This window comes from Pseudomonas sp. NPDC096950 (assembly GCF_044762525.1).
Classification (GTDB): Bacteria; Pseudomonadota; Gammaproteobacteria; order Pseudomonadales; family Pseudomonadaceae; genus Aquipseudomonas.
Genome location: NZ_JBIWEL010000001.1, coordinates 63095 through 76315 on the forward strand (window position 1 = coordinate 63095; position 13221 = coordinate 76315).

General features: G+C 60.4%; 9 protein-coding genes and 1 pseudogene. 3 read left to right on the top strand and 7 right to left on the bottom strand.

Going from position 1 to position 13221, the window contains the following annotated elements; genetic code table 11:
• Positions 1–146: 146 nt before the first annotated feature.
• Genes ACIQY3_RS00425 through ACIQY3_RS00435 form a run of 3 tightly spaced genes read right to left on the bottom strand, consistent with a single transcriptional unit; the run spans position 147 to position 4269 of the window.
• Positions 147–1751 carry a GMC oxidoreductase gene (locus ACIQY3_RS00425; protein ID WP_403016152.1) on the bottom strand — a complete coding sequence of 535 codons (1605 nt, stop codon included), beginning with the start codon at positions 1749–1751 and terminating at the stop codon, positions 147–149.
• 17 nt (positions 1752–1768) lie between these two features.
• On the bottom strand, positions 1769–3556 hold the full coding sequence (locus tag ACIQY3_RS00430; RefSeq protein WP_403016154.1) for a thiamine pyrophosphate-binding protein: 1788 nt from the start codon (positions 3554–3556) through the stop codon (positions 1769–1771).
• Positions 3553–4269, bottom strand: coding sequence for a ThuA domain-containing protein (locus ACIQY3_RS00435; RefSeq protein ID WP_403016156.1), 717 nt, complete (start codon positions 4267–4269; stop codon positions 3553–3555). Before ACIQY3_RS00435 ends, ACIQY3_RS00430 begins: the two co-directional genes overlap by 4 nt.
• 391 nt (positions 4270–4660) lie before the next feature.
• Between ACIQY3_RS00435 and hisD the strand changes: the two genes are divergently transcribed.
• From hisD to ACIQY3_RS00450, 3 genes and pseudogenes are all read left to right on the top strand, one after another.
• A complete protein-coding gene (gene hisD / locus ACIQY3_RS00440; protein WP_403016158.1) occupies positions 4661–5944 on the top strand; it encodes a histidinol dehydrogenase in 1284 nt (427 codons plus the stop codon).
• 442 nt (positions 5945–6386) lie between these two features.
• A pseudogene (locus tag ACIQY3_RS00445) lies at positions 6387–7382 on the top strand (HAMP domain-containing protein); the annotation flags it as partial.
• Between the two features lie 102 nt (positions 7383–7484).
• On the top strand, positions 7485–8240 hold the full coding sequence (locus ACIQY3_RS00450; protein WP_403017609.1) for a methyl-accepting chemotaxis protein: 756 nt from the start codon (positions 7485–7487) through the stop codon (positions 8238–8240).
• A 705-nt stretch (positions 8241–8945) separates the two neighbouring features.
• Here ACIQY3_RS00450 and ACIQY3_RS00455 read toward each other — a convergent pair.
• The 4 genes from ACIQY3_RS00455 to ACIQY3_RS00470 form a co-directional block, all read right to left on the bottom strand.
• Positions 8946–10025, bottom strand: a complete 1080-nt coding sequence (locus tag ACIQY3_RS00455) for an ABC transporter ATP-binding protein (RefSeq protein WP_403016160.1) — start codon at positions 10023–10025, stop codon at positions 8946–8948.
• A 5-nt stretch (positions 10026–10030) separates the two neighbouring features.
• On the bottom strand, positions 10031–10822 hold the full coding sequence (locus tag ACIQY3_RS00460; protein WP_403016162.1) for an ABC transporter permease: 792 nt from the start codon (positions 10820–10822) through the stop codon (positions 10031–10033).
• 29 nt (positions 10823–10851) lie between these two features.
• Positions 10852–11787 (bottom strand): ABC transporter permease, encoded by a 936-nt coding sequence (locus ACIQY3_RS00465; RefSeq protein WP_403016164.1) that lies wholly within the window; start codon positions 11785–11787, stop codon positions 10852–10854.
• Between the two features lie 149 nt (positions 11788–11936).
• Positions 11937–13097, bottom strand: a complete 1161-nt coding sequence (locus ACIQY3_RS00470; RefSeq protein WP_403016166.1) for a PotD/PotF family extracellular solute-binding protein — start codon at positions 13095–13097, stop codon at positions 11937–11939.
• Positions 13098–13221 lie beyond the last annotated feature (124 nt).

The window sequence follows — 13221 nt, forward strand, 5'->3', positions numbered from 1 at the left end:
GCCTGGGCGAGGCTGCGTTCGGCTGCGAAGCAGTCGTGAGATCAGACTACGCGGTTTACCATGCAAACCGCGTATGCCGGGTTTACGACTGCTCCGCAGCCGAACGCAGCCTCGCCGGGGCTCGACAGCTGCTACGGGGCGGGGTGTCAGGCCCTCATGAAATTCGCCGCGACCCGCAGGGCATTCGCCGCAATGGTCAACGCCGGATTAACCGCCGCCGACGACGGGAAGAACGAACTGTCGACCACCCAGACGTTGTCCAGGTCATGCAGCTTGCAATTCACATCCAGCACACTCGTGGCGGGGTCAGTGCCCATCACCGCCGTGCCGCACTGATGCGAGTTGGTGGCGATCCCCATGCGAGCCTTCAGAATCACCGGATAACCCGCCTCGCGCATGACTTTACTGGTCTTGCTCACCAGGCCTTCGTGGGCCTTGAGGTTGTTCGGTGTCCAGTGGACCTTGATCGCGCCGCGCTGCTTGTCATACGTGACCCGGTTGCCCTGGGTCGGCAAATCCTCCGAGGTCAGGTACAGGTCGACGCTGTGGTCGGTGATGTAGCGCGAGGCAAACTTGGGCAGCCACGGGCGCATCGAGGTGATCATCGGCTCGCGGATTTTCCCCAGCATCTGCACGTTGCCCAACGGGAACGCATTGTGCGGGCTGGCGTGGTACCAGTCGTTGATCGCCAGGGTCTTCTGGAAGATCACTTTGTTCTTGCGTCGCGGGTCCACGGCCAGCATGAAGGTGCTGTTGTGAACCATGTAGTTGCGCCCCAGTTGCCCCGAACTGTTGCCCAGGCCTTCCGGGTGTTGCTCGTTCGCCGACTTGAACAACAGGGCGGCGCTGTTCACCGCGCCGCAGGCCAGGACGAAGCGTTTGGCACGCAACGTCACCTCGCGGCCATCGATCAGGCCTCGGGCCTCGGTCACGGTGCGACCGTCCCTGCCAGTGATCAGTTGTTTGATCGTGGTGCGGGTCATCAGCCGGATGTTGCCGCTGCGCAGGGCCGGTCGTAGTGCCGACACTTCAGCGTCAGCCTTGGAGTCTACGAGGCAGGGATAGCCGTCGCAGGTCGAACACAACACGCAGCCACCGCCGTCGCCGTAATCCACCGCGGCCGGCATCACGAACGGCTTGAGCCCGGAGCGGCGCATGCTGTGCTCCAGCGGGGCCAGGGCCGGGTCATGTTTGAGCGCCGGTTGCGGAAATGGCCCGGAGCGCCAGGGTTCGCTGGGATCGCTGCCGGCCTGGCCATGCACCCGATAAAGCTTTTCAGCTTCGGCGTACCAGGGTTCCAGTTCTGCGTAACTGATGGGCCATGCCGGTGACACGCCTTCGGCATGCTGGATTTCGCCGAAATCCTCTTCGCGAAACCGTGGCAGCATGGCGCCGTAGAATTTGGTGTTGCCGCCGACGTAGTAAAAAACGCCGGGGGAAAACGCTTGATTGGACTCATCCAGCCACTGCTCGGCATTGCGATAGCGGCCTTCGGCGAACACCGATTCGGTGCTCCAGTTCTGTATTTCTCGGGGCAGGAAATCCCCCCGTTCGACGATCACGATGTCCAGCCCGCTTTCGCGCAACGCATGGGCAAACGTCGAACCGCCCATGCCCGAACCGATAATCACGACATCACAATTGATATTGCCATCTGCATCAGGTGTCACCACGTCGAGGGCGCGCGGTTCGCGCGGCGCCCCCGGTTGTGGATTCAGCTCTGCATGATGCGAAATCAAGGCATCACTCATTTGAGCTGCTCCAGTTCTTATAGGTGCTGTTCGGAGTTGCGCAGTTCCTGGTATTCGTCCTGGCGTTCGTCGGTGATGTACGCAGGGATCGGGAAGTCCCACCAGCCCGGCACCCAAGGACCTGCGGCGTCACGGTCGGTCGGGATCTCGATCAGCACCGGCACGTTCAGGTCCAGGGCTTCCTGCAGGATCGGCTCCAGGTCTTCAGGACGCTCCACGCGATAGGATTTCAGGCCAAAGGCTTCGCCGACCGCTTTGAAATCCGGGCTGTACGGCGTGCCGTCCGGGTGGTTGAACTCGGTGCCGATGTGGCGACTGGTCTGCTTGCGCTGGCCACCGCGAATCGACATGTACCCGGCGTTGTTCTGGATCATGAACACCACGGGAATGTTGTTGGTCACGCAGATCGCAATTTCCTGGGAGGTCATCAGGAAGTCGCCGTCGCCGAGGATGCACACCACCGGTTGGTTCGGTGCCGCCAGTTTGGCGCCGATCGCGGCCGGCACGGCCCAGCCCATGGACGAGAAACCGCCCGAGGTCAGGTGCGTGCGCGGCGTGTACACCGGGAACGTCTGCTTGACCGCGCCCTGGGTGTTGCCGGAGCCGACCACCACAATGGTGTCCCGCGGAAAGATCTTGCGCAGCGCGCCCAGGGGACGTTGCGAGGTAAACGGGAAGCGGTCGGAATCACGACGGCCCGCCAGTTTGGTTTCCCATTCGTCCTGATAGCCGCGCAGGTCGGCCAGGTATTCCTCGCGGTCCACGGTCTGGCCTTTCAAGCCTTCGACGATGTGGGCGAGGGCGTATTTCGCATCGGCGCAGATGCCCACGGTCACTGGGTAGTTTTTGCCGATTTCGTGTGGATCGATGTCGATGTGAATCAGCTTCGACGGCGGAATCGCAAAGGTCACGCCTTTGGCATAACTCGACGACGACCAGTCGGTGAAGCGACAACCCACGGCAATGATCACATCGGCGGTGGACGCCACTTGGTTACCGCACAGTGTGCCGGTCTGACCGACGCTGCCGGCGAACAGTGGGTGATCTTCCGGGAAGCCGCTTTTGCCGTTCCAGGTGGTCACCACCGGAATCTTCCAGGCTTCAGCCAGGGCGAGCACTTCAGCGCTGGCCTCGCCGGTGATGACACCGCCGCCGATCACCAGCACCGGGCGCTTGCACGCCTTCAGCTCTTCAACCGCACGGGCGGTGGCCGCCGGGTCCGGGAAGCACTTGCCGATCGGGGTGCGTTCTTCCAACGCGTGCAAGGTCACTTCGGCGGCTTCTGCCTGGACGTCCATCGGGATTTCAAGGTGCACGGGACCTGGGCGGCCCGTGACCATCGCGCTCCAGGCGCGATGCATCATGAACGGCAACTCTTCAACGCGGGTTGCGACCCAGTGACGTTTGGTCACGGCTTCAGCGATTTTCGGGAAGTCGTTGTCGGTGTAGCGTTCCAGTTCTTGCAGCAAACCGTGGCCGCGCATGTGAGTGGGCGGCCCGCCGGTGATCAGCATCAGGCTGGTGGAGTCGGTGAACGCAGTGGCCATGCCGATGACGGTGTTGGCCGCGCCGGCACCGATGGAAGTGACCGCCGCCATCGGCTTGCCGGAAACCCGGTAGTAACCGTCGGCGAGGTGCACCGCACTCTGTTCGTGGAAGACCTGGATGAACTTGAGCTTCGAGTCTTCTTCAAGGAAGGCGTCGGTGAGGGTCCAGATACCGTGGCCGGGGATGCCGGCGACGTATTCGACGCCATAGTTTTTCAGGGTTTGAGCCACGATCTGGCTGCCGGTCAATTTAGTCATGACAGGACTCCTTGGGTTGATGAAAGCGGGGTGGTGTTGCCGGTGCCTTGTGCGCGGCCGCGGGTTGCCCAGTTCAGGCCCTGCTTGGTCAGGCGGCGGATATTCGGGTCGGCGAGGTTGCTCGTGTCGTGGCCGATCGAGTGATAGAACACCCGGCCCTGACCCCACTGGCGAACCCAGGCGACCGGGCTGCGATGGCCCTTGAGCCAAGGGAACGGATTACCGTCGAACGTGGTTTCGGCCAATACGTGGATGTTCGGGTCGACCTGCATGTAGTACTGCTCGGAGCGCACCTCGAAATCCTCGACGCCTTGGGTGACTTCGTGGCTGCGGTCGATGAAGTTGACCTGGTACGGATGGGGAAAACCTTCGCCCATCGGGTGCTCGAGAAACGAGCCGCCCAGCACCCAGTGATACTTGAGGCTGGCGCGAAACGCCGCGCCGGCGCCATGCCAACCGACCAGCCCGGTGCCGCTTTCGATGGCTTCGAGCAGGCGGTTTTCCTGGGAGGCGGTCAGGGTTTCCGTGGTGACGGCGTTGTTCCAGCCGATCACGATCAGGTCATAACCGGTCAAGTCCCTGTCCAGTGTGAAGATGTCGGTGGACTCTTCGACTTCGAAATCCAGCTCCTGGAAAACGGTCCGGGCCCATGCAGCAATTTCGTAGGGGTAATGGCCGGGCCAGCCACCGAATAGATACAAGACTCGACTCACGGTTGGTCACCTCTTCAAGTTGTGATTATTAGGTTATACGTATAACCGCTTATTTAAGCTATCACTCCGAATGGCTAAGTCAATGCCTGCTTTGTTTTTTTCATTGGGGAGGTGTCAAGTCTTTGTTATATGGGCTTAAAGCCACGTGGAGTAAGGCTTGTGGGCAATCCGACAAGTCACTGGATGCAGCGCTTTACGGGTTTTAATAAGAAAAGGTTATACGAATAACGACAGTTGCCGTTGCCAGTGCTTCAACACTGCGTCTGTGCTGCGTCAGATCGCGTCATCAATAAGGAGGCTGCGAAATTGCCCGGGGCAGGGGGGTACGAAAAGATGGTCGCCAATGCTGAGTGCATCTGGCGTGCGCTCAAGAACCACCTGGAGCAAATTGATGATTCGTTATCTGAAGAAAAGTAAGCCTGTCGAAGCTCAAGCCGAAATCGCCTCCCAAGTCCGCGACACCGTTGAGCAAATCATCGCCAACATCGGCAAAAACGGCGATGCCGCCGTGCGTGAATACTCCAGGCAATTTGATAAATGGGACCCCGCGTCCTTTCGCCTGACCGACGCAGAAATCGCGGCGTGTGTCGCCAGTCTGTCGGAGCAGGAAATCGGCGATATCAAATTTGCCCAGGCACAAGTGCGCCGCTTTGCCGAAGTGCAGAAAGCCTCGATGCACGACGTCGAAGTCGAAACCCTGCCAGGCGTGATCCTCGGGCACCGCAACATTCCGGTGAACTCAGTGGCCTGCTACATCCCCGGCGGCAAATACCCGTTGCTGGCCTCGGCGCACATGAGCGTGCTGACCGCCAAGGTTGCGGGGGTGAAACGCGTGGTCGCCGCCGCGCCACCGTTTGATGGCAAGCCGCATCCGGCGATCGTCACCGCGATGTACCTGGCCGGTGCCGATGAGATCTATTGCGTCGGCGGCGTGCAGGCGATTGCCGCGTTTGCCCTGGGCACCGACACCTTCAAAGCGGTGGACATGATCGTCGGCCCGGGCAATGCCTATGTCGCGGAAGCCAAGCGCCAGTTGTTCGGCAAAATCGGTATCGACCTGATCGCCGGGCCGACTGAAACCCTGGTGATCGCCGATGACAGTTCCGATGTCGAAATCATTGCCGCTGACTTGCTGGGCCAGGCCGAGCATGGCGTCAACTCGCCTGCGGTGTTCCTGACCAATAGCCCGGCACTCGCAGAAACCCTGCCGGCAGAAATCGAGCGCCAGTTGACCATCCTGTCCACCGCGCCGGTCGCTTCGGTTGCCTGGCGCGATTACGGCGAAATCATCCTGTGCGACACCGTCGACGAGTTGGTGCAGGAAGCCGACCGGATTGCCTCCGAGCACGTTCAGGTGATGACCCGCGAGCCGCTGTATTTCCTCGAACACATGACCAACTACGGCGCGCTGTTCCTCGGTCAGCGGACCAACGTGTCCTACGGCGACAAGGTGATTGGCACCAACCACACCCTGCCCACCACCGGCACCGCGCGTTACACCGGCGGGCTGTGGGTCGGCAAGTTCATCAAGACCTGCACCTATCAGCGAGTGCTGACGGACGAAGCATCGGTGCTGGTCGGCGAATACTGCTCGCGCTTGTGCGGCATGGAAGGTTTTGCCGGGCACAAGGAGCAGGCGGATATCCGCATTCGTCGCTACAAGAAACCCGCTTGAGGGTTGTTGTTCCGTTGCAGCACTTGGCAAGCGGGTAGCGGGAAAAAGGGTCGTTTCTCGCTGCTGCTGGTCACTCTCACCGTCTTTCCAAGTGTTTTCAGGCTCTCCGTATGGGGAGCTTTTTTTTTGAACCGCTCAAAAAAACTCGTTGTTCCAGGCTGGATTTTAGTGAGGCGATGCGATGGGAACCTTGTCGATCAAAACAAGAATTACGCTGGCTGCCGGGAGTTGTCTGTTTGTCATGGTGCTCTGCCTGGTGGGGTTTTCGATTCAGCAGATGCGCGACACCTCGGCGGTGGTCAGCGCGTCCAGTACCCAGGCGCTGTCCCAGGCCTCCGTGCAATATTTGGAGGCGACGGGGTTCTTGCAGGCTAACGGGATTGAGCAGCGCTTCCTCAGCAGCTTGATGTTCACCCGTTCCCTGGCCACCCAGGTTGTGATGATGCGCCGTCAGGCCAAGCAAAATGGCTTGGCCCCGGCGCAGTTGCGTGGTGATCTGTATCGCTTGATTCGCGCGCAAGTGGCGACCACGCCGGAGATTCTCGGCGTCGGCATTTCCTTTGAACCGAATGCCCTCGACGGTGCAGACGGCAGCGCGATCAATGGCGCCGATTTCACTGGCAACGCCAAGGGCCGGTTTGCGGTGTATGTGTCGTCGATGCAGAACTTCGTCCTCGATGAGAAAGAAATGCTCGACGACGGCGACCCCGGCAAAGCCTGGTGGAATTGCCCGAAGAAAACCCGCAAGGCCTGCCTGATCGAGCCCTATACCTTCCAGCTCAACGGTGTGCCGACCCTGACGTCGAGCATCGCGATCCCATTGATGGACGGCGGGAAATTCCTTGGTGTGGTCAGCATCGATCTGCCGTTGAGCAGCCTGCAAAACATTGCGCAGAAAGCCAGTACCTCGCTGTTCGACGGCCAGGGACAACTGACGTTTGTCAGCGCCGCCGGTGCCGTCATGGGTAAGAGTGGTGATCCTGCGGCGTTGGGCAAATCCATCAAGGACCTCTATCCGCGACAGGCGACTGACATGTTCGAGGGCGCGAAGTCGGGGAAAACCCTGACCCTTGATGAACCTGACAGCGCCAACGTGATGCTCGTCGTGCCGTTTTCGCCGATCCCGAATGCCAGCCAGTGGATGACTGTTATCGAAGTGCCGCGCGCCACGTTGATGGCCTCGGTCGCGGAGATGCAGCAGGTGATGGAGCACTCCAACCGCCGGTCGATCATGGTGCAAGTGGTCACCGGGATAGTGGTCACCGTGGCCGGTACGTTGTTGATGGGGTTGTTGGCGGTGAGTGTCACGCGGCCAATTCGTCGGGTGTCCGCCATGCTGGAAGACATCGCCAATGGCGAGGGCGACCTGACTCGCCGGTTGAGTGCCGAGCGGCGCGACGAAATGGGTGCGCTGGTGGGGTGGTTCAATCGCTTCCTCGATAAGCTGCAGCCGATTATTGCCGAGGTCAGCCAGAGTGTTCTGGAGACCCGATCCACCGCGGATCAGGCATCGTCGATCGCGACTCAAACCAGCAGCGGCATGCAGCAACAACTGCGCGAGGTCGAGCAAGTCGCCACCGCTGCCCATGAGATGAGCGCGACTTCTCAAGACGTCGCGCGCAATGCATCCATGGCCGCGACTGCCGCGCGCAATGGCGATGTCGCAGCGCGGTCTTGCAAAGGTACGATCGAGACCGCTGCGCATTCCATTCAGTTGCTGGCTGATCACATGAGCGGCGCCATGAGCGGGGTCCGCCAGCTTGCCGACAGCAGTGAGAAAATCGGCAGCGTGCTGGATGTGATTCGCACCATCGCCCAGCAAACCAATCTGTTGGCGCTGAATGCCGCCATCGAAGCCGCGAGGGCCGGGGAGACGGGGCGCGGCTTTGCGGTGGTGGCGGATGAAGTTCGCCACTTGGCCCAGCGCACCCAGGATTCCGTGAGTGAGATCCAGGGCGTGATCGAAAGCCTGCAAAGCGGTACCCGCGACGTGGTGAACGCCATGCAAAGCCAGCACCGCCAGGCAGACGCCAGCGCCGCCCAGGCACTGGAGGCGGTCGGCGCGCTGGTCCATGTCAGCCACAACATCGAAATCATGACCGACATGAACCTGCAAATCGCCAGCGCGGCGGAAGAGCAGAGTGCCGTGACCGAAGAAGTGAACCGCAACGTCTCGGCGATCCGGGATGTGACGGGGGCATTGGTAGAACAGGCCGATCAATCGGCGCGGATCAGCCAATCCCTGAATGACCTGGCGAACCAGCAACAGCTGCTGATGAACAACTTCAGGGTCTGAAACCCTGTGGGAGTGGGCTTGGCGCCGCCGACAAAACCCCGGCCCTGCACAGATCCCCCTGTGGGAGCGGGCTTGCTCGCGAAGAGGGCGTGTCATTCAACATCATCGTCGCCTGACACGCCGCTTTCGCGAGCAAGCCCGCTCCCACACTGAATTGGTGTCGTTCACAAAACCCGAGCCCTGCACAGATCCCCTGTGGGAGTGAGCTTGCTCGCGATGGCTCTGGCACAGTCAACATCACCGTCACCAGACACACCGCCTTCGCGAGCAGGCTCGCTCCCACACTGGAATGGCGTCGCTCACAAAGCCTGGGCCTGGCACAGATCCCCCTGTGGGAGCGAGCCTGCTCGCGAAGAGGGCGTGTCATTCAACATCATCGTCGCCTGACACACCGCTTTCGCGAGCAAGCCCGCTCCCACACTGGATTAGTATCGTCCACAAGACCTGAGCCTGGCACAGATCCCCCTGTGGGAGCGAGCCTGCTCGCGAAGAGGGCGTGTCAGTCAACATCATCGTTGTCTGACACACCGCCTTCGCGAGCAAGCCCGCTCCCACACTGAATTAGTGTCGTCCACAAGACCTGAGCCTGGCACAGATCCCCCTGTGAGAGGGTGTTTTGTGGTGGTAAAAAAAACGCCGGATCATGCTCTTGTGCAAGAGCGGACGATCCGGCGAGGAAGTTGCTGTTAAAGCCTGTGCGTTTCTTTACGCCGGTATCACCACAAAACTATCTGGCTTGCAGGTCAGCGCCACGTCCGCTCCGGGCGGCAGCGTGAGGCTGCCCGGCGTCGGCAGTTGCTGGCATTTGAGGTCGATCGTGCCGCCGGCCACTGCCACCCGGTAGATCACCCGGTTGCCGATAAACGACGTGTCCTTCACCTTCCCGGCAAACGCCCCGTCAGCCAGCGTCGCGCCCAGAGCAGGCTCAAGACCGATGGTTTCAGGACGGATCGACACGTTGACCGGCCCGGCCCCGAGGCTGTTTTTGGCCGTGTGTGCATAACGACCGAACGGCAGGTCCACAAAACCATTGCTGGTATCACCCAGCCCATACGTGCCGTTGACGATGTTGGTGTCGCCAAAAAACTTCGCGGCGAACAGCGTACGCGGCGACCAGTACATCTCCTGCGGGCCACCGATCTGCTCGATGCCGCCCTTGTTCAACAACACCACGCGGTCCGACAGGATCATCGCCTCGTCCTGGTCATGGGTCACATAAACGAAGGTGGTCGAAGTCTCTTCGTGGATGCGTTTGATCTCGTTGAGCATGTGGTGGCGAATCTTCAAATCCAGCGCCGCCAGCGGTTCATCGAGCAGCAACACGGCGGGACGATTCACCAGCGCCCGCGCCAGGGCGACCCGTTGCGCCTGGCCGCCGCTGAGCTCGGAGATCCAGCGATTCTTGAAGCCTTCCAGCTGCACCAGCTCCAGCGCCTTGGTCACTTCACGCTTGATCTCATCCTTCGGTTTCTTCTTCAGGCGCAGGCCGAACGCGACGTTATCGAACACATCGAGGTGCGGGAACAGCGCGTATTTCTGGAACACCATGTTCACCGGGCGCTGCTCGGGCGGCAGGGACGTGGAGTCCTTGCCGTCGATCACGACCTTGCCGGTGGTGGGTTCTTCGAAACCCGCGATGATGCGCATCAGCGTGGTCTTGCCGCAGCCGCTGGGGCCGAGCAAGGTCAGGATTTCGTTGCGTTTGACGGTCAGGTCGACTTTGCCCAGGGCGGTCAGGCCACCGTAGCTCTTGGAGATTCTGCTCAGTTCAATACTGTTGGTCATGGCGATTACTCTGCAGTTTCAGCACGTTCAAGTTCGAGACGACGACGGCGCAAGGTCATGACCAGGCCGGCGATAACGATGATGGCGATGGTCACGACCAGCATGAATACCGAGGCGGCATTGATGGTTGGGCTGACGGCGCGGCGCATCATCGAAAGAATCATGAGGGGTAGCGTGGTGTCGCTGCCGGTGACGAACACGGTGATCAGGAATTCGTCCATCGACAGCGCCACCGCGAGGATCGCGGCGCCGGCAATCGTCGGGCCGATAATTGGCAGCGTCACCAGCCAGAACGCCTTGAGCGGTGTGGCGCCCAGATCCCGCGCGGCCTCTTCGAATGACAGATCGAAGTACTCCAGGCGTGAACGCACGGACTCGACGAAGAACGGAAAGGTGAACAGCGTATGGCCGATGACCACGGTCAGCAGCGAGCGCGGCAGGCCGATCAGCGAGAAGAAAATCACCAGGGCGATGCCGAGGAACAGACCGGGCAGGGCGATGGGGGCGAAGTTCATGAAGGCAAAGACCGTTTTGACCCGGCCTTTCATGCGCATCAGCGCCAGTGCCGAGAACGTGCCCAGCAGGGTGGTGAGCACGGTCGAACCCGCCGCGACGATCGCGCTGTTGGTCAGCGCCGTCATAAAGTCCGAACTGCTGAACAGCGCCTCATACCATTGGGTAGAGAAGCCCTCGAACGGGAACGATAACGAGGCCGACGAGTGAAAGCTGAACAGCGTGATAATCGCGATCGGCGCGTAGAGAAACAGCATGTAAACGTAAGTGAAGAGTCTGATCATGGCGGTCACCTTGTTGTTATGGGCGGCATTCAGTCGTGGTAACGCTTGCCGGGCGCCAGGTTGGCCGCCCGCAACACACCCAGTAGCAGCGCATAGACCAGCATGAAGACAATCAACAGCAGGTAGGCCATCGCCGCGCCCAGTGGCCAGTTACCCACCGAGCGGAACTGGTTGGCGATCACCAGGCCCGTGGTCATGGCATCTCGACCGCCGAGCAGCTGCGGCGTGACGTAGTCACTGGCGGCGAGGACGAAGGTGAACATGAACGAGCTGACGATGCTTTTGTGCGCCATCGGCATGATCACCCGCCACAAAATGGTGGCGCCGCTGGCGCCCAGGTCGGCGGCGGCTTCGAGGTAATCTTTTTTGATATCGCGCAAGCCCGACACCAGCAGCAAAAGGGTGAACGGCAACATGATGTGGACCAGGGTCAACACCACCGAAAACTTGCTGAACACCAGCCAGTCCAGTGGCTGATCGATCAGCCCCAGGTGCATCAGCGTGGAGTTGATCACGCCGTTGGTGCCCAGGATCGAGCGCCAGGCGTAAACCCGCACCAGATAACTGGAAAACCACGAGATCAACGCCAGGTACAGCACGGCGTTGGAGCGCGTGCGATACACGATGTAATAGGCCACCGGGGCGCTGATCACCGTGGACAGCACGGCGGTCCAGAAGCCGTTTTGCAGCGCGATCCACAGCGAGTCGTAAAACCCGCTGGCGCCGAGGGCCTTGGCATAGTTGGCCAGGGTCGCGGCCGGTTCCATGCTGAAGGTCTTGGCGGTCCAGAAACTGGCGACCAGCAGCAGCACCGATGGGATGAGAAAGAACACAACCAGGAAAAACAGGGGAGGCGACGCCAGCAAATAACCGCTGAGGGTTTTCTTGTCGATTTTCACGTGTTTTCCGGCCGGCGAATCCCGTTCCTCAAGAAGGATGGGTTCGCTGTTGTTGACTACGTTCATGATTATTGTGCCTTTGCTTTTTTTGTTTCGATAACGAGAGCGCTTTGGCGAGCGCCCCCATCAAGCAGAGAGTGCCTGCCCGTAAACACGCACCCTCCGGTCACCGTCCGTTCAATCAAACCTTTCAGTCCACGGAGTGGCCGGCGGCTCTAGAACGAGCCTTTGAAGTTCGCCCACTGATCGATCCATTCAGCATAGGTCACATACTTGTCGGAGCTCAGGGGTGGCTGGCCGTAGAGTTTCGACTTCTCGAAAAAGCTGTCGAGGTTCGCGTAGTCGAAGGTGTTGCGCAGATCATCGGGCAGCAGCGGCACGGCTTTCTGGTTGACCACGCCCGAGAACATGGTGGTGGCCATCTTGGCCTGGGTATCCGCCTCGAGCGTCTTGTTGATGAACTCCAGCGCCAGGGGCACGTCCTTGGCAGTTTTCGGGATAAACAAGGCATCGCACCAGAGCGCCGCGCCTTCCTTGGGAACGGACAGCGCGGTGGTCACGCCGCGCTTGACGGTTTCGCTCGGGGTGTTGGCAGAGGCCGAGAACACCGCGTCGACTTCGCCCGATACCAGCAGGGACACTGCGTCACCCGACGAGGCGGCAAAGACGCGGCATTGATCGCGATACGGTTTGAGTTTTTCGAAGGCGTCGTCGAACTCGGCACGGGTCAGGTTGGGGAACTTGTCGCCGTAGCCGGCAATGATCGCGATGAGGGACCAGTTGGAGGTGCCGTCATCGACGAAGGTCAGCTTGCCCTTCAGTTTCGGGTCCAGCAGGTCCTTGTACTCGGTCGGCTTTTTCACGTTCTTCGGGTTGTAGACAATGGTGTTCATGCCCCACAGCAGCGGCACGCCCCACTGTTTGCCATCCCAGAACCAGCGCTTGCCCTTGTAGAACAGCGGGACGGTATTTTCCTGCGAGTAGTTGGGGATCTTCGAGGTGTCGATCGCCTTGAGCAGGCCCATTTCCTGGTAGATGGTCTCGTAGCCCAACGCGTACATGGTCAGGTCAAGTTGCACCGGATCGGAACCGGCCAGCCGCGCGGTAATGTCGTCCTGGTTGCTGGCGTAGCTGGAGCGCACGCTGATGCCACGCTGCTTGCGCCATTCAGCCAGCTCCGCGTCACCGGTTTCACCTTCCCAGCCAAGAATCTCCAAATGCCCGCCCGACGCGGCGAACGCACTGGGCACGAAAGAACCCACGTACAACCCCACGGCAGAGGCGGCGGCCCCGAGCAAAAACGTGCGCCGTTTCAAGCTGATCGAATCCAGGTCAATGCCGGTCAAGCCATAACCCGTCTCTGTTTCTTTTTTCATTTCGAGTTCCTGCCTAGGGTGGTTGTTAGCAAACGCTTTGCGACTAGCAATGTCTGTAGATCGGCAGTGTTATGGCCAGCATGGGTCCTTTGCAGCTGGGGAGGCGGGCGGCGCGAAAATGCCG